Origin of the sequence: Streptomyces sp. NPDC093795 (assembly GCF_044764665.1) — a bacterium.
In the GTDB taxonomy this organism is placed as follows: Bacteria; Actinomycetota; Actinomycetes; order Streptomycetales; family Streptomycetaceae; genus Streptomyces.
Window position 1 is genome coordinate 357,385 of sequence record NZ_JBIWIO010000001.1, and the last position, 16,106, is coordinate 373,490.

General features: G+C 71.3%; 16 protein-coding genes. 6 read left to right on the top strand and 10 right to left on the bottom strand.

The annotated features are described in order from the left end of the window. Nucleotides 1-39: 39 nt before the first annotated feature. Nucleotides 40-816 carry a GNAT family N-acetyltransferase gene (locus tag ACIRB7_RS01670; protein WP_403590851.1) on the top strand — a complete coding sequence of 259 codons (777 nt, stop codon included), beginning with the start codon at nucleotides 40-42 and terminating at the stop codon, nucleotides 814-816. Nucleotides 817-902: 86 nt separating this feature from the next. Further along, nucleotides 903-1,679, top strand: coding sequence for an alpha/beta hydrolase (locus ACIRB7_RS01675; RefSeq protein WP_403590854.1), 777 nt, complete (start codon nucleotides 903-905; stop codon nucleotides 1,677-1,679). On the opposite strand, the gene ACIRB7_RS01680 is transcribed toward ACIRB7_RS01675, so the two are convergent. Next, a complete protein-coding gene (locus tag ACIRB7_RS01680; RefSeq protein ID WP_403590857.1) occupies nucleotides 1,665-2,636 on the bottom strand; it encodes a LysR family transcriptional regulator in 972 nt (323 codons plus the stop codon). The two genes, ACIRB7_RS01675 and ACIRB7_RS01680, sit on opposite strands and share 15 nt — an antisense overlap. A 62-nt stretch (nucleotides 2,637-2,698) precedes the next feature. Here ACIRB7_RS01680 and ACIRB7_RS01685 point away from each other — a divergent pair, with 62 nt between their 5' ends. The 3 genes from ACIRB7_RS01685 (at nucleotide 2,699) to ACIRB7_RS01695 (ending at nucleotide 5,802) form a co-directional block, all read left to right on the top strand. After that, nucleotides 2,699-3,961, top strand: coding sequence for an MFS transporter (locus ACIRB7_RS01685; protein WP_403590860.1), 1,263 nt, complete (start codon nucleotides 2,699-2,701; stop codon nucleotides 3,959-3,961). A gap of 77 nt (nucleotides 3,962-4,038) precedes the next feature. Beyond that, nucleotides 4,039-4,746 carry a L,D-transpeptidase gene (locus ACIRB7_RS01690; protein ID WP_403590863.1) on the top strand — a complete coding sequence of 236 codons (708 nt, stop codon included), beginning with the start codon at nucleotides 4,039-4,041 and terminating at the stop codon, nucleotides 4,744-4,746. Between the two features lie 84 nt (nucleotides 4,747-4,830). After that, on the top strand, nucleotides 4,831-5,802 hold the full coding sequence (locus ACIRB7_RS01695) for a sigma-70 family RNA polymerase sigma factor (protein WP_403590866.1): 972 nt from the start codon (nucleotides 4,831-4,833) through the stop codon (nucleotides 5,800-5,802). On the opposite strand, the gene ACIRB7_RS01700 is transcribed toward ACIRB7_RS01695, so the two are convergent. Continuing rightward, nucleotides 5,791-6,066, bottom strand: a complete 276-nt coding sequence (locus ACIRB7_RS01700) for an STAS domain-containing protein (RefSeq protein ID WP_403590869.1) — start codon at nucleotides 6,064-6,066, stop codon at nucleotides 5,791-5,793. The genes ACIRB7_RS01695 and ACIRB7_RS01700 overlap by 12 nt on opposite strands. Nucleotides 6,067-6,129: 63 nt before the next feature. On the opposite strand from ACIRB7_RS01700, the gene ACIRB7_RS01705 reads away from it, so the two are divergent. Continuing rightward, nucleotides 6,130-6,789, top strand: coding sequence for an HAD family hydrolase (locus ACIRB7_RS01705; RefSeq protein ID WP_403590872.1), 660 nt, complete (start codon nucleotides 6,130-6,132; stop codon nucleotides 6,787-6,789). Here the strand turns inward: ACIRB7_RS01705 and ACIRB7_RS01710 are convergent. From ACIRB7_RS01710 to ACIRB7_RS01745, 8 genes are all read right to left on the bottom strand, one after another. Next, entirely contained in the window at nucleotides 6,782-7,372 is a 591-nt protein-coding gene (locus ACIRB7_RS01710) for a Uma2 family endonuclease (RefSeq protein ID WP_403590875.1), read from the bottom strand. The two genes, ACIRB7_RS01705 and ACIRB7_RS01710, sit on opposite strands and share 8 nt — an antisense overlap. A 100-nt stretch (nucleotides 7,373-7,472) precedes the next feature. Continuing rightward, on the bottom strand, nucleotides 7,473-8,750 hold the full coding sequence (locus ACIRB7_RS01715; RefSeq protein ID WP_403590878.1) for a thymidine phosphorylase: 1,278 nt from the start codon (nucleotides 8,748-8,750) through the stop codon (nucleotides 7,473-7,475). An 83-nt stretch (nucleotides 8,751-8,833) separates the two neighbouring features. Further along, on the bottom strand, nucleotides 8,834-9,229 hold the full coding sequence (locus ACIRB7_RS01720) for a cytidine deaminase (RefSeq protein ID WP_403590881.1): 396 nt from the start codon (nucleotides 9,227-9,229) through the stop codon (nucleotides 8,834-8,836). Then, nucleotides 9,226-10,488, bottom strand: coding sequence for an ABC transporter permease (locus ACIRB7_RS01725; RefSeq protein ID WP_403590884.1), 1,263 nt, complete (start codon nucleotides 10,486-10,488; stop codon nucleotides 9,226-9,228). Before ACIRB7_RS01725 ends, ACIRB7_RS01720 begins: the two co-directional genes overlap by 4 nt. Then, on the bottom strand, nucleotides 10,485-11,603 hold the full coding sequence (locus ACIRB7_RS01730) for an ABC transporter permease (RefSeq protein ID WP_403590887.1): 1,119 nt from the start codon (nucleotides 11,601-11,603) through the stop codon (nucleotides 10,485-10,487). The genes ACIRB7_RS01725 and ACIRB7_RS01730 overlap by 4 nt, the downstream gene beginning before the upstream one ends. Beyond that, nucleotides 11,600-13,231, bottom strand: coding sequence for an ABC transporter ATP-binding protein (locus ACIRB7_RS01735; protein WP_403592435.1), 1,632 nt, complete (start codon nucleotides 13,229-13,231; stop codon nucleotides 11,600-11,602). The genes ACIRB7_RS01730 and ACIRB7_RS01735 overlap by 4 nt, the downstream gene beginning before the upstream one ends. Before the next feature lie 183 nt (nucleotides 13,232-13,414). Beyond that, a complete protein-coding gene (locus ACIRB7_RS01740) occupies nucleotides 13,415-14,467 on the bottom strand; it encodes a BMP family protein (RefSeq protein WP_403590890.1) in 1,053 nt (350 codons plus the stop codon). Nucleotides 14,468-14,878: 411 nt separating this feature from the next. Next, nucleotides 14,879-16,099 carry an amidohydrolase gene (locus ACIRB7_RS01745; protein ID WP_403590893.1) on the bottom strand — a complete coding sequence of 407 codons (1,221 nt, stop codon included), beginning with the start codon at nucleotides 16,097-16,099 and terminating at the stop codon, nucleotides 14,879-14,881. Nucleotides 16,100-16,106 lie beyond the last annotated feature (7 nt).

A 16,106-nucleotide genomic window follows, 5' to 3' on the forward strand; every position in this document is an offset into this window, starting at 1 on the left:
TCCGCTGCGGGTCCGGAGCCGAACGCCTAGCCTGCGCCCATGACTTCCTCGGACCCCCATCCCGACCTGGGTCGCATACGCGGCTTCCTGTCCGCCTTCCATCGCCGCCAGGCGGCCCGGACCGTCGACTTCCCGGGCGGGTTCGCCGTACGGGACGACACGTACGCGCTCTCCCGGGGGCACAACCACGTACTGGTCGAAGGGCGGACCGACCCCGAGGTGCTGCCCGCGCGGGCCGACGAGCTGATGGGGCACCTTCCGTACCGTCACGCGTTCGTCCTCGACGAGGAAGTCGCGGGGACCTGTCTGGAGCCGATGTCCCGGGCCGGGTACCGGCACTCCACCTCGCTCCTCATGCGGCACACCGGCCCCGTCCCGGGGCACGGCGGAGCGCGGGAGGTGGACCTGGACACGCTGCGCGGGCCGCTGATCGCGTCCTGGCGCCGGCTCGCCCCGGACGCCTCACCGGAGCACGTCCACGACCTGGTGGAGCGGCGGACGGCCAGGCGCCGGGGCGCCGAGGTCGTCCGGTTCCTGGCTTCGTACAGCCCGGACGGCGAGGTGGCCGGCTGGGCCGATCTGTATCTGGACCCGGCGAGCGGGGTGGCGCAGATCGAGGACCTGGTCACGGACGAGGCCCATCTGGGGCAGGGGCATGCCGGGGTCGTCATCGACACGGCCCTGCGGCTGGCCACCGACGCCGGCTGCACCACCCGTTTCCTGACCGCGCGCCCGGACGACTGGCCGCGCCACTGGTACGCGCGGAAGGGTTTCGAGACCGTCGGGAGGGTGTCCCGTTTCGACCGGTCCCTGTGATCGGGCGCGTTCGCCCTCGCGGACGATACGTAACAGAGACCGCGCGTACGACTGGCGTACACCTCCGCTTCTGAGACTGTTCTGTCATGGCGCACTTCGCACTCGTGGGGCCGCCCGACGCCCGGAGACCCCGGCTCGGACGGCCTGTTGGAGGTTCCCGGACGTCGGCGGCCGCGGGCGGCGTGGTGCTGCTGCTGCCGGACGGCGAGCCGGTGTCGGGGCGTCGTGCCTCCGCGCGGGCCCACGCGGCGATGCTGCCGCTCGGGCGCGCGCTCGTCCGCGCGGGCCGGTCCGAGGGCCTCGTCGCCCATGTGGTGCGCTACCGGGGGCGCGGCTGGAACGGCGCCGACGCGAACCTCGCGGAGGACGCCTCCTGGGCGGTCGCGGAGACGGTACGGCGCTACGGCGACGTCCCGGTCTGTCTCGTCGGGCACGGGCTCGGCGCCCGGGCGGCGCTGCGGGCGGCCGGGCACGACGCGGTCGGCTCGGTCCTGGGGCTCGCGCCCTGGCTGCCGGAGGACGACGTGGCGGCGGAGCCGGAGGCCGTACGGCAGCTGGTGGGGCGCCGGGTGCTGCTCGTGCACGGCACGAACGACGCCCGTACGGACCCCGAGTTGTCGTTCCGGTTCGCCGCGCGGGCGAAGAAGGCCAACCGGGACACCTGCCGTTTCGAGGTCCACTCGGACGGCCACGCGCTGCGCCAGTACGCGGAGGAGGTCCGGGCCCTGGCCGCCGACTTCGTCCTCGGCGCCCTCTTCGCCCGCCCGGTCGCCCGCCCCGTGAAGGACGCGATGGCCGCTCCCCCGCCCCTCGGCCTGCGGATGCCGCTCGCGGCGGGCTTCGGGGGCTCAGCCCGGTGGTGAGGGCTCCTTCGGGAGCAGATGACCGCGCCTGCCGAGGAGGAACTTCTTGAAGGCGGCCACCGGGGCCGTGTCCGGGTGGCCGTCGAGCCAGGCGACGCCGATCTCGCGGACCGCGCGCGGTGCGGTGACGGTGAGTTCGACGACGCCGGGGCGCGGCACGGCCGGCGGGGGCAGCAGGGCGACACCGAGGCCGGCGGCGACCAGGCCGCGCAGGGTCTCGGTCTCCTCGCCCTCGAAGGCGACCCGGGGCTTGAAGCCGGCCTCGGCGCACAGGTCGTCGGTGATGCGGCGGAGCCCGTACCCCGGTTCCAGGGTCACGAAGGTCTCGTCGGCGGCCTCGGCGAGGCGGACGCGCTTGCGGCCCGCGAGCCGGTGGTCGTCGGGGACGACGAGCCGCAGCCGCTGCTCGTCGAGGCGGCGGGCGACCAGGTCGGGGGCGTCCGGCACCGGCGAGGTCAGGCAGAGGTCGAGGTCACCGGCCCGGAGCCGTTCGATCATCGCCTCGCCGTAGTTCTGGACGAGGGTGAAGCGGATCCGCGGATGGTCGACACGGAAGGCGCTGATGAGGCCGGGGACGGTCTCGGAGCCCATGGTGTGGAGGAAGCCGAAGGCGACGCGGCCGGCGGCCGGGTCGGCGTCGGCGCGTACGGTGTCGGCGGCCCGCTCCACCTCGGCGAGCGCTCGCTCGGCGGCGGTGAGGAAGCGGCGGCCGGCCGGGGTGAGGGAGACCGTACGGCCGCGGCGGGCGAAGAGGGAGACGCCGAGGTCCTGTTCGAGCCGGACCATGGCCCGGGAGAGCGTCGACTGGGGGACGCCCATCTCGGCCGCGGCGCGGGTCACGTGCTCGTGCCGGGCGACGGCGGCGAAGTACGCGAGCCGGGGCGCGAGCAGCGGTCCCATGTCTTCTTCGTTACTGTTCGGTGACAGGCGAGGCTGTGACCTGTACTCATGCACCATGGGAACGATTACAGCAGTTCCGTGCATTGGACGCATGAAGTGGGGCGGCCTACGTTCGTGACATGCCTTCCGCCAGTACCAAGGCGGCCGCCACCACCGCGTCCGCCGACACCCGCCTCGCCCCCGGCACCCCCGGCTACCGCCGGATGAGCCTCGCGCTCTTCGCCGCCGGCCTCGCCACCTTCGCCCTCCTCTACTCCACGCAGGCCCTGCTCCCGGCCATCTCGGCCGAGTTCGGCGCCACCGCCTCCGCCGCCTCCTGGACGGTCTCGGCCGCGACCGGCGCCCTCGCCCTGTGTGTCCTCCCGCTGAGCGCCCTCTCGGAGCGCTTCGGCCGGCGCGCGATGATGATCGCCTCCCTGTCGGTCGCGGTCGCCGTCGCGCTCCTGGTGCCGCTCGCCCCGAACCTGGAGTCCCTGATCGCGCTGCGCGCGGTCCAGGGCGTGGCGCTCGCCGGGCTCCCGGCCTCCGCGATGGCCTTCCTCGCGGAGGAGGTCCGCCCCCGGGCGCTGATCGGCGCGATCGGCCTGTTCGTGGCGGGCAACTCGATCGGTGGCATGAGCGGCCGTCTGGTGACCGGCTGGGTGGCCCAGATGTGGGGTTGGCGTGCGGGTCTGGCCGCCGTCGGTCTGACCTCGCTCCTTTGCGCGCTCGCCTTCCGGGCGCTGCTGCCGAAGGCACGGCACTTCACGCCGGGCACGCTCGACCCGCGGGCGCTCGCGCGGACCGTGCGGACGCATCTCTCCGACCCGCTGCTGATGCGTCTCTACGTGATCGGCGCCCTGTTCATGACGGTCTTCGGCGCGGTGTACACCGTGATCGGTTACCGCCTGGTGGAGGCCCCGTTCTCGCTTCCGCAGGGCGTGATCGGCTCGATCTTCCTGGTCTACCTGGTCGGTACGGTCTCCTCGGCGGCGGCCGGCAGGCTCGTCGGGCGGCTCGGCCGGCGCGGGGCGCTCTACCTGGCGGTCTCCACCACGGCCCTCGGCCTGCTGCTCTCGCTCGCCGACGCGCTGCCCACGGTCCTCGCGGGCCTCGTCCTGATCACGGCCGGCTTCTTCGCGGGCCACGCCGTCGCCTCCTCCTCGGTGAGCCGTACGGCGACGACGGGCCGCGCGCAGGCCTCGGCGCTCTACCAGTCCGCGTACTACCTCGGCAGCAGCGCGGGCGGCACGCTCGGCGCGGTCGCCTTCCACGCGGGCGGGTGGGCCGGGACCGTCCTGATCGGTCTCGTCGCGGTCCTCGGCGTCGTGTCGGTCACGCTGTACGGCAGCCACAGCGCCCGCCTGGAGGCGCGGCGGACGCGGATCGCCGCGCCCTGCTGATTCCGCCCGGTTCCACTGCAACTGAGTCGCTCCCCCGGACGTCCTGAGTGATAGGACTCAAGGGGGAGTTGACAATCATGAAGAGAATCGCGGGTCGCATAGGCAGGAGAGCGGGCATCGCGGCCGGCCTCACCTCACTGGTGGTGCCGATGACGATCGCGCTCGGTACGGCTCCGGCGCAGGCGGCGTCCTGCAACGTGACGACGGGCCCGTACCAGAAGCAGGTGGAGAAGTTCCTCGGGCGGACCGTCGACGGCCGCCAGTCGCTCGCCGACTGCCAGGCCATCCAGGCCTTCCAGGCGAAGCACGGCATCACCCCGGCCGCGGGGTACGCCGGGACGGTCACCTGGCGCACGATGAACACGATCCTCCAGCAGAGGGCGGCGGGCACCACCCCCAACCGGGCGGGCGCCTGTCCGACCAACCGGGGCCGGATCGCCTGCGTCGACCTGACCCGCCAGCTGACCTGGATCCAGGACGGCAGCCGCCTCAAGTACGGCCCCGTGCCGGTCCGTACGGGCAAGGACGGCACCGAGACCCGTACCGGCTCGAAGAAGATCTACTGGCGGAACATCAACCACTGGTCGACGCTCTACAACGTCTCCATGCCGTACGCGCAGTTCTTCGACGGCGGGCAGGCCTTCCACTCGACCACCAAGTCCATGTGGAACCCACCGGGCTCGGGCGGATGCGTCAACATGACGTCGAGGGACGCCAAGGTGTACTGGAACCTGCTGCGGAACGGCGACGACGTCTTCGTCTACGGACGTAAGCCGGGAACCTGACCCCGACTGTCAGTCCGCTCCGGTAGCTTCCCTCTCACCGGCACCGAACGGGTGCCGGTGAGGGGTGAGTGGGGTGTGGACCCGATGAGTGACGCCGCGACCGCGACGACCGACGAACTCGACAAGTACCGCAGGGAGCTGACCGGTTACTGCTACCGGATGCTCGGATCGTCCTTCGAGGCGGAGGACGCGGTGCAGGACACCATGGTCCGGGCCTGGAAGGCCATCGACTCCTTCGAGGGCCGCTCCTCGCTGCGGTCCTGGCTGTACCGGATCGCCACCAACGTCTGCCTGGACGCGCTGAACGCGGGCAACCGGAGGGCACGGCCGATGGACCTGACCTCGCCGACGCCGGTCGCCCAGGCGCAGCTCGTCAAGCAGCCCGAGATCACCTGGCTGGAGCCGGTCCCCGACGGGCGGGTCCTTCCCTCGGTCGCGGACCCGGCGGAGACGGCCGTCTCCCGGGAGACGGTACGGCTCGCGTTCGTCGCCGCGCTCCAGCATCTGCCGCCCAAGCAGCGGGCGGTGCTCATCCTGCGCGAGGTGCTCGCCTGGAAGGCGAGCGAGGTCGCGGAGCTCCTCGACACCACCGTCGCCTCGGTCAACAGCGCGCTCCAGCGGGCCCGCGCGACCCTGGCCGAGCAGGCGCCGGCCGCCTCCGACCCGGCGAACCCGCTCGACGAGGAGCAGAAGGCGCTCCTGGAGCGCTATGTCGCCGCCTTCGAGGGCTACGACATGAAGGCGCTGACCGCGCTCCTCCACGAGGACGCCACCATGTCCATGCCGCCGTACGACCTCTGGCTCCAGGGTCACGACGACATCGTCGGCTGGATGCTGGGCGTCGGCGAGGTCTGCTCCGGCTCGAAGCTGGTGCCGACCGTGGCGAACGGCTCCCCGGCGTTCGCGCAGTACCACCCGGACCCGGCGGGCGGCTACAGCCCGTGGGCGCTCATCGTCCTGGAGCTCCGCGACGGCAAGGTCGCCGGGATGGACTTCTTCCTGGACACCGAGCGCTGGTTCCCGCTCTTCGACCTGCCGGCCCGGCTAGAGGCCTAGGGTCCCGTCGATTCCCGTCAGGAGGAGCAGGGCCCGTAGGTCGGGTCCTGCTCCGTGGAAGCGGATCCGGTGGCCACGGCGGCCGGCGGCGAGCTTCAGGCGGGCGAGGGCGTCGACGGCGGTGAGGTCGGCGGGCGCGAGGGCGCCGACCTCGCAGACCACGTCACCGGGCGGGGCGGCGGCGAGCTCGGCACAGAGCCGCGCCACCTCGTCCCGGGTGGGGCGGGCGGGCAGGGTCACGACAAGCGGTTGACTGGTGTCCACGTCCGTTGAGACCGCCCCGGGACCTGGAACTCATCGCGGGCCCGTGTCGCTAGGCTGCCGATCATGACTCATGAGCCTGTCGAACTGGTGATCTTCGACTGCGACGGCGTTCTGGTGGACAGCGAGCGGATCTACTGCCGGGTGGACCGGGAGGTGTTCGCCACCCTCGGGGCGGAGTTCACCGAGGAGGAGATGGTGGAGCACTTCGTCGGCTCCTCGCACGAGCTCCTCACCTCGATCCTGGAGGAGCGGATCGGCCGCCCGCTCGAGCCCGGCTGGAACGCGCCTTTCCGGCAGCGGTACGAGGACGCGCTGGACGCGGAGCTGACGGCGGTGGAGGGCGTCACCGAAGTCCTGGACGCGCTGCACGTCCCGTACTGCCTCGCCTCCAACGGCAGCCACGCCAGCATCGGCAAGAACCTCACGCGCGCGGGCCTGCTGGACCGCTTCGAGGGCCGCATGTTCAGCGCCCGTGACGTCGCCCGGGGCAAGCCGGCCCCGGACCTCTTCCTGCACGCGGCGGCCACGATGGGCGTCCCGCCGGAGCGGTGCGCCGTGGTGGAGGACAGCCCGTACGGCGTGCGGGCGGCCCGTGCGGCCGGGATGCGGGCCTTCGGCTACGCGGGCGGCCTGTCCCGGGCGGAGCGGCTCGCGGGACCCCGGACGGTTGTCTTCGAGCACATGCGGGAGCTGCCGGGGCTGCTCGGCGTGGCGCTCAGCTGACGGGGAACTCTGCGGTGTCGAGGGTGAGGCCGAAGGGGGCGGGGAGGTGGATCTCCTCGCCGAACGGCACCGCGCGCAGCACGCGGTAGACGTCACCCTTCGGCTCGCCGTACAGGGTCACGGTGGGGCCGCCGGGCGCGTGGCGGTCGATGAGGAGGTAGAGCGGTACACCGGCCTCGGCGTACGCGGCAGCTTTCGTGATCCGGTCGGTGCTCGCGTTCGACGGCGAAGTGACCTCGGCAACGAGTTCTGCCACTGCGGCCGGGACGATGTGGTGGGGCCCCTCCACTTCGTTCAGAGGGGCAACAAGGAGGTCCGGGACGAAGGCGCTCAGGCGGGTCGGAATCGCGATGGACTGCGTTTGGTAGACGCCCCACTCCTCGGGGATCTCAGCCGCGAGCCGCCTCAGAATCCTGTAAGCGATGTTGTTGTGTCCGGCGCACGGCGTGGGTGCCACGGTGATGATCCCCTCGATGATCTCCACCTTGCAGCCCTCGGGCCAGTCCATCGACTCCCAGCGACGGACCAGGTCCTCCCAGCCATTGCCCTGGCCGTACTGGGGCTCGGCAGCGAGTGCGCTCATGGTGTGCTCCTCATTCGGTCGTCACCGATCCCAGCATGCCGAACGGGACCGGCGATGGTCCACCGGTCCCGTTCACCCGAACGTGTCAGATGCATATGCCTCAGGCGATGCGGTCCAGGACGATCGGAGTCGGGGTGAAGGCCGTGCCCGGGGCCGCGATGTCCCAGGCCGAGTCCAGGGACTTCAGCGCGTACTCGAACTTCTCCGGGGTGTCCGTGTGGAGGGTCAGGAGCGGCTGGCCCGCCGTGACCGTGTCGCCCGGCTTGGCGTGCAGTTCTACGCCCGCGCCCGCCTGCACCGGGTCCTCCTTGCGGGCGCGGCCCGCGCCCAGGCGCCAGGCGGCGATGCCGATGTCGTAGGCGTCGAGGCGGGTGAGGACGCCGTCGGCGGGGGCGGTGACCACGTGCTGCTCGCGGGCGACCGGGAGGGTCGCGTCCGGGTCGCCGCCCTGGGCCGCGATCATCCGGCGCCAGTGGTCCATCGCCGAGCCGTCCGCGAGGGCCTTCGCCGGGTCCGCGTCCCTGATGCCGGCCGCGGCGAGCATCTCGCGGGCCAGCGCGATCGTCAGCTCGACGACGTCCGCCGGGCCGCCGCCCGCGAGGACCTCGACGGACTCGCGGACCTCGAGGGCGTTGCCGGCGGTGAGGCCGAGCGGGGTGGACATGTCGGTGAGCAGGGCCACCGTCCGCACGCCGCTGTCGGTGCCGAGGCCGACCATCGTCGAGGCCAGTTCGCGGGCGTCCTCGATGTTCTTCATGAAGGCGCCGGTGCCGACCTTCACGTCGAGGACCAGGGAGCCGGTGCCCTCCGCGATCTTCTTCGACATGATGGACGAGGCGATGAGGGGGATGGCCTCGACCGTGCCCGTGACGTCACGGAGCGCGTAGAGCTTCTTGTCCGCCGGGGCGAGGCCGTCGCCCGCCGCGCAGATCACCGCGCCGGTGGTGTCGAGGACGTGCAGCATCTCCTCGTTGGAGAGCAGGGCGCGCCAGCCGGGGATGGACTCCAGCTTGTCGAGGGTGCCGCCGGTGTGGCCGAGGCCGCGGCCGGAGAGCTGCGGGACGGCCGCGCCGCAGGCGGCGACGAGCGGGGCGAGCGGAAGGGTGATCTTGTCGCCGACACCGCCGGTGGAGTGCTTGTCGGCGGTGGGGCGGGAGAGGGAGTCGAAGTTCATGCGCTCGCCGCTGGCGATCATCGCGGCGGTCCAGCGGGCGATCTCCGCGCGGTTCATGCCGTTCAGCAGGATGGCCATGGCCAGGGCGGACATCTGCTCGTCGGCGACCGCACCGCGGGTGTACGCGTCGATGACCCAGTCGATCTGCTCCGGGCTCAGCTCGCCCTTGTCCCGCTTCGTGCGGATGACGGAGATGACGTCCATGAGGTGGTGCCTCTTTCTACGCGCATAGAGGGGGGAAGGGGGGAGCGACCCTTCCATCGTGCCGGAAGGGTCGCTCCGAGGTGCTACTTGGTGAGGTGGTCCGGGCCGAACGCCTGCGGCAGCATCTCCGCCAGCGTCAGGAACCCGGCGGGCGTCTCCAGGACGAGCTCGGGGCCGCCGAACTCGTACAGGAGCTGCCGGCACCGGCCGCACGGCACCAGGGGCTCGCCCCGGCCGTCGACGCAGACGAAGTGGGTCAGCCGGCCGCCGCCGGTCGCCTGGAGCTGCGAGACGAGGCCGCACTCGGCGCACAGGCCGAGGCCGAAGGAGGCGTTCTCGACGTTGCAGCCGGAGACCACCCGGCCGTCGTCGGCGAGGGCCGCCGCGCCGACCGGGTAGCCCGAGTACGGGGCGTACGCGTGGGACATGGCCTCGCGGGCCGTCTCCCGGAGGAGGTCCCAGTCGGGCGCGGACGTCACTTGCCCTGGCCCTTCCGGTACGGCAGTCCGTCGGCCTTCGGCATGCGCAGGCGCTGCGCCGAGAGGGCGAGCACGAGCAGGGTGGTGATGTACGGGGCGGCGTCGACGAACTGGCTCGGGACCTCGTCGGTCATCAGGTACCAGAGGAAGAAGCCGACGGAGAAGGCGGCCGCGACCACACCGGCCACGTACTTCTTCTTGTACAGCTGCCAGGCCGCGGCGAGCACCAGGAGCACGGCGACGAGCAGCAGCAGCGCGTGGACGTTCTCGGCGCCGCCGCGGAGCTTGAGGCTGTCGGTGAAGCCGAAGAGGCCGGCGCCGAGTGCCATGCCGCCGGGCATCCAGTTGCCGAAGATCATCGCGGCGAGACCGATGTAGCCGCGGCCGCCGGTCTGGCCCTCCTGGTAGATGCCGGTGGCGACGATCGCGAGGAACGCGCCGCCGAGGCCGGCGAGGGCGCCGGAGACGGTGACGGCGATGTACTTGTACTTGTAGACGTTCACGCCGAGGGACTCGGCCGCGACCGGGTTCTCACCGCAGGAGCGGAGCCGCAGGCCGAAGGCCGTACGCCACAGCAGCCACCAGGTGCCCGGGATCAGCAGCAGGGCGACGATCGTGAGCAGCGACAGGTTGGTGACGAGGCCGCCGAGGATGCCGGCCAGGTCGGAGATCAGGAACCAGTGTTTCTGCTGGAGGTCCTGTAGCCAGTCCGACAACCCTGGGATGGTGATCTTCGTGATCTGGTCGATGCGCGGGGACTGCTTGGAGGAGCCGCCCTCGGCCTCGGCGAACGTGAAGTTCGACAGGTACTGGGTGAAGCCGACCGCCAGGATGTTGATCGCCACACCGGAGACGATGTGGTTCACGTTGAACGTGACGGTGATGATCGCGTGCAGCAGACCGCCGAGCGCGCCGCCGAGGAGACCGAGGAGGACGCCCACCCAGGGGCCCCACTGGTAGCCGGCCCAGGCGCCGAACCAGGTGCCGAGGACCATCATGCCTTCGAGGCCGATGTTGACGACGCCCGCGCGCTCGGCCCACAGGCCGCCGAGTCCGGCGAGGCCGATCGGGACGGCGAGCTGGAGCGCGCCGGAGACCTGTCCGACGGAGGTGAGGTCGTCGGCGCCGGAGACGACCCGGACGAAGGAGAAGAGGACGAGACCGGCCGCGACGATCAGCATGATCCACGGCAGGGTGAGCTTGCGGCGTCCGCCGCCCTTGGGCGCGGCGCTCGGCTTGGTGACAGTGCCGGTGCTCATGCCGAGACCTCCTTGTCGGTCTTGATGGCGCCGCCGGCGGCGAGTTCCTCGCCGACCTTCTGCTGCTGGCGGCGGAGGCCGTAACGGCGGACGAGCTCGTACGAGACGACGACCGCGATCACGATGATGCCCTGCATGATCTTGGTGATCTCCTTCGGGTAGCCCTCGGTGTCCAGCGACGAGGAGGCCTTGTCGAGGAACGCGAAGAGCAGGGCCGCGAAGAAGATGCCGACCGGGTGGTTACGGCCGAGCAGGGCGATGGTGATGGCGGTGAAGCCGACACCGACGGGGAAGTCGAGGCTGTACGTGTGGGACTCGCCGAGCAGCGTCGGCATGCCGGAGAGGCCGGCGAGCGCGCCCGAGAGCAGCATCGAGGTGAGGATCATCTTCTTGGCGTCGACGCCGCTGGCCTGGGCGGCGGACTCGCTGGCGCCGGTGGCGCGCAGGTCGAAGCCGAACCGGGTGCGGTTGAGGACGAACCAGTAGACGACGCCGAGGGCGAGCGCGACGAACGTGAAGCCGTAGATGACTCCGTTGCCCTCGCCCATGTCGATGCCCGGGAACCAGCCGGACTCGGAGATCTCACCGGTGGTGAGGTTGTTCGAGCCCTCCGGCTGGAAGCCGAAGTTCTTCGGCAGGATCAGCCAGGCCACCAGCGAGGTCGCGATGGCGTTCAGCATGATCGTCGAGACGACCTCGGAGACACCCCGGGTGGTCTTCAGGATGCCGGCGATGCCGGACCAGAAGGCGCCGGTCAGCATCGCGACGAGCACGATGAGCAGGATGTGCAGCGGGCCGGGCAGCTCGACCGAGGCGCCGACGAGGGCCGAGACCATCGCGGCGAGCCGGTACTGGCCGTCGACGCCGATGTTGAACAGGTTCATCCGGAAGCCGACGGCCACGGCCAGGGCTGCCAGGTAGTAGATCCCGGTCTGGTTGACGATCAGGACCTGGATGTCGGAGAACGCGGCGTTGTCGATCATCAGCCGGATCGGCTCGATCGGGTCGAGGCCCGTCGCGAGCAGCACCAGCACGGTGAGCACAAACGCGGAGACGAGCGCGAGCACCGGGCCCGCGGCCCCGATGATCAGCTTGTCCTTGTCGAATTTCATCATCGGGCGTCACCGTCTTCGGGCTCTTCGTTGCCTTCGAGGTGACCGCTGGCCGCGCCGGTCATGGCGGAGCCCAGCTCCTCGGGCGTGATGGTGGCGGGGTCGGCGTCGGCGACGAGCTTGCCGCGGTACATGACCCGGAGGGTGTCGGAGAGACCGATCAGCTCGTCGAGGTCGGCGGAGATCAACAGCACCGCCAGGCCTTCGCGGCGGGCGTCCCGGATCGCGTCCCAGATCTGCGCCTGCGCGCCGACGTCCACACCACGGGTGGGGTGGGCGGCGATCAGGAACTTGGGGGCGTGGCTCATCTCGCGGCCGACGATCAGCTTCTGCTGGTTGCCGCCGGAGAGGGAGGCCGCGGTGACGTCGATGCCGGGAGTGCGGACGTCGTACTCGCGCACGATCCGCTCGGTGTCCTTGCGGGCCGCCTTCGGGTCGAGGATGCCGCGCTTCGAGTTGGGCGCCTCGGTGACGTGGCCGAGGATGCGGTTCTCCCAGAGGGGGGACTCCAGGAGCAGGCCGTGGCGGTGGCGGTCCTCGGGGATGTAGCCGATGCCGCCCTCGCGGCGCTTGCGCACCGAGACCTTGGAGATGTCCTTGCCGTCGAGGGAGATGACGCCCGCGTCGGGGGTGGACAGGCCCATGAGGGCCTCGATGAGCTCGGTCTGGCCGTTGCCCTCGACGCCCGCGATGCCGAGGATCTCGCCCTTGTGGATCGTGAGGGAGATGTCGTCGAGGAGCTTGCGGCCCGCCGCGGTCTCCTCGCGGACGGTGGCGGTGCTCGACGGGTCCGGCGGGGCGGCCGTGGTCAGGGGGGTCGCGCCGCCACCCTCGACGAGGGTCAGGTTCTCGACCTTGAGCATCGGGACGTCGGTGACCGTCGACTCGCGGGTCTCCGGCGAGGGGAGTTCGCTGCCGACCATCAGCTCGGCGAGCTGCTTGGTGGTGGCGGTCCTCGGGTCGGCGGTGCCGACCGTGGTGCCCCGGCGGATGACGGTGATGTCGTCGGCGACCTTCAGGACCTCGCCCAGCTTGTGCGAGATGAAGATGACGGTCAGGCCCTCGGACTTGAGCTCGCGCAGGTTGTCGAAGAGCGCGTCGACCTCCTGCGGGACGAGGACGGCGGTCGGCTCGTCGAGGATGAGGATCCTGGCGCCGCGGTAGAGGACCTTGAGGATCTCCACGCGCTGGCGGTCGGCGACACCGAGGTCCTCGACGAGCGCGTCGGGGCGGACCCCGAGGCCGTACGCGTCGGAGATCTCCTGGATCTTCCGCCGCGCCTTGGCGCCGATGCCGTAGAGCTTCTCGCCGCCGAGGACGACGTTCTCCAGGACGGTGAGGTTGTCGGCGAGCATGAAGTGCTGGTGCACCATGCCGATGCCGCGCGCGATGGCGTCACCGGGGCTGGAGAAGGTGACCTGCTCGCCGTCGACGGCGATGGTGCCCTCGTCCGGCTTCTGCATGCCGTAGAGGATCTTCATGAGGGTCGACTTGCCGGCACCGTTCTCGCCGATGAGGGCGTGCACGGTGCCCTTGCGGACCGTGATCGCGATGTCCTTGTTGGCGACGACGCCAGGGAATCGCTTGGTGATGCCGTGCAGTTCTACGGCAGGGGGGCTGGACGCGTTGATGACGCACTCTCCTTGGCCGGAAGGAGTGGGAGCGGGGGAGGGCAGGGCGGGGCGAAGTTATCGTGCCAGGGAGACATCTACACGCGTAGCGCTGCCGGAAAGTGAAAACCTGTACGGGAACGGGGCCCGGCTCCGGTGGGGGTCCCACCGTTGCCGGGCCCTGAGGTCGGTGACCTGCCGTCCTTACGGAGCGGTCTTGACCGTGATCTTGCCGTCGACGATGTCCTTCTTCGCCTTCGCCACGGCGTCGGTGACATCGGTCATCTTCTTGTACGCCGGGTTGGAGTCGGCCAGGCCGACGCCGTCCGCGGCGAGGCCGTAACGGATCTCACCGGTCTGCGGCTTGCCGTCCTTGACCGACTTGATCAGGTTGAAGACCGAGTCCGACACGTCCTTGGTGACCGAGGTCAGGATGTGCTCCTTGTAGGAGGCGAGACCGGCCTGGTTGTACTGGTCGGAGTCGACGCCGATGGCCCACTTGCCGGCGGTCGCGGCGGCCTCGATCGAGCCGGAACCGGCCAGACCGGCGGCGGCGTAGATCACGTCGGCGCCCTTGTCGAGCTGGCCCTGCGCGGCGGCCTTGCCGAGGTCGGGCTTGGAGAAGCCGTCGAAGTTCGGCGGCTGGGTCAGGTACTGCACGAGCACCTTCGCCTTGGGGTTGGTGTCCTTGACACCCTGCGCGAAGCCCGCCTCGAACTTCTTGATCAGCGGCACCTCGACGCCACCGATGAAGCCGACCGTGCCGGTCTTGGACGCCTTGGCGGCGGCGACGCCGGCCAGGTAGGAGCCCTGCTCCTCGTTGAAGACGAGGTTGGCGATGTTCGGGCCGGTCTTCGACGTGTCGTCGATGAGGCCGAAGGTGGTCTTCGGGTAGGCCTTGGCGACCTTCTCGATCGCCGGCGCGTAGGCGAAGCCGACGCCGATGACCGGGTTGTTGCCGGCGCGGGCGAGCGCGGTGAGGCGCTGCACCTTGTCGGCGTCACCCTCACCCTCGGACGGCTCGGCCTCGGAGCCCTTGACGCCGAGCTCGTCCTCGGCCTTCTTCAGGCCCGCGTAGGCGGCGTCGTTGAACGACTGGTCGCCACGGCCGCCGATGTCGTACGCGATGGCGGCCTTGGCCGCCTTCGAGTCCGTCCCGGAACCGGAGTCGTTCGAAGACTTGCCACACGCGGTGGCGGACAGGGCGAGGGCCGCGGAGGCGATGCCCACGGTCGTGATCCTGGTGATCCGGCGCAAGAGGAGGGTCCCTTCAAGACTGACCGAAAGCGCCTCTTCCGGCGCTGGTTTCGCGGCGATCGTAACGCGCGTAGATGTCAGTTAAAGACCCGTTCATGAGTCGTTATCGGATCGTCGCGAACCGGCCAGTCGAGGCGACCGGGGGCGTTCGGCCCGGTACGGCCGGTTATACCGCCGGGAACGGGCGGCGGGAGGGGCGCGGGGGCGCGCCACGCCGGGCGCTGGGCCGAAGGGGGGACGGCGGTCGGCCGGAGGGGTGAGGGTCCGTCCGGCCGGGGGTCAGCGGGTCGGCGTGGCCCGGGGCGGGCAGGCGTCAGCGGGTCGGCGTGGGGCCCGGGTCGGGCGGGCGTCAGCGGGTCGGCGTGGGGCCCCGGCCCGGCGGGGTCGGCGTGGGGCCCGGGGCGGGCGGGGTCAGAGGGTCGGCGTGGCGTCGAGGAGGGCCGCGGCCGTGAAGAGTTCCACCCCGGCCTCGATGCAGTGCTCGTCCACGTCGAAGTCGCCCGCGTGCAGATCGCGGACGCGGGTGTCGCCGGGGGTGCGGACGCCGAGGCGGGCCATGGCGCCGGGGACGTGCTCCAGGTACCAGGAGAAGTCCTCGCCGCCGAGGCTCTGCTCGGTGTCCTCGATCGCGTGCGTTCCACGGCGCGCGGCCATGGCGTCGTGGAGCAGTTCGGTGACCCCCGGGTCGTTGACGACCGGGGGGACGCCCCGGACGTAGTTCACGGTCGACTTGGCGCGGTGCAGGGTCGCGATCTCGTCGATCGCCGCGTGGACCAGGTCGGGTGCCTCGCGCCAGGTCGGCAGGTCGAGGCAGCGGACGGTGCCGGAGAGCTCCGCGTGCTGGGGGATGACGTTGGGCGCGTGGCCGGATTCGATACGGCCCCAGGTGACCGAGAGGCCCGAGCGGGCGTCGACACGGCGGGCGAGGACGGCGGGGACGTCGGTGGCGACCCGGGCGGCGGCGGTGACGAGGTCGGTGGTGAGGTGCGGGCGCGCGGTGTGGCCGCCGGGGCCGTCGAGGGTGACTTCGAGGCGGTCGCAGGCGGAGGTGATGGGGCCGGCGCGGAGCCCGATCTTCCCGGCGTCCACCCGGGGGTCGCAGTGGACGGCGATGATCCGGCCGACCCCGTCCAGGACCCCGGCCGCGACGGCGTCGGCGGCGCCGCCGGGGAGGACCTCCTCGGCGGGCTGGAAGATCAGCCGCACGGCGTTGGGCAGCAGGCCCTGGCGGTCGAGTTCGGCGAGGACGAGTCCGGCGCCGAGGACGGTGGTGGTGTGGACGTCGTGTCCGCAGGCGTGGGCGCGGTTGGCCACCGTGGAGCGGTAGGCGACGGTCTTCACGTCGGGGATGGGCAGCGCGTCGAGGTCGGCGCGGATCGCCAACATGGGACGGCGGGGGTCCGGGGTGCCGATGTCACAGATGAGTCCGGTGCCGGCCGGCAGGACCTTCGGCGCGAGGCCGGCCGCCTCCAGGCGGGCCTTCAGCACGGCGGTCGTACGGAACTCCTGGTTCCCGAGCTCCGGGTGCATGTGCACGTCCCTGCGGAAGGCGATCAGCTCGACGCGCAGGGGGTCGGACAGCTTTCCGGGCAGGGTGGCGGAGTCTGGCTCACGGGACTTCAACTGGTTCACCTTTTGA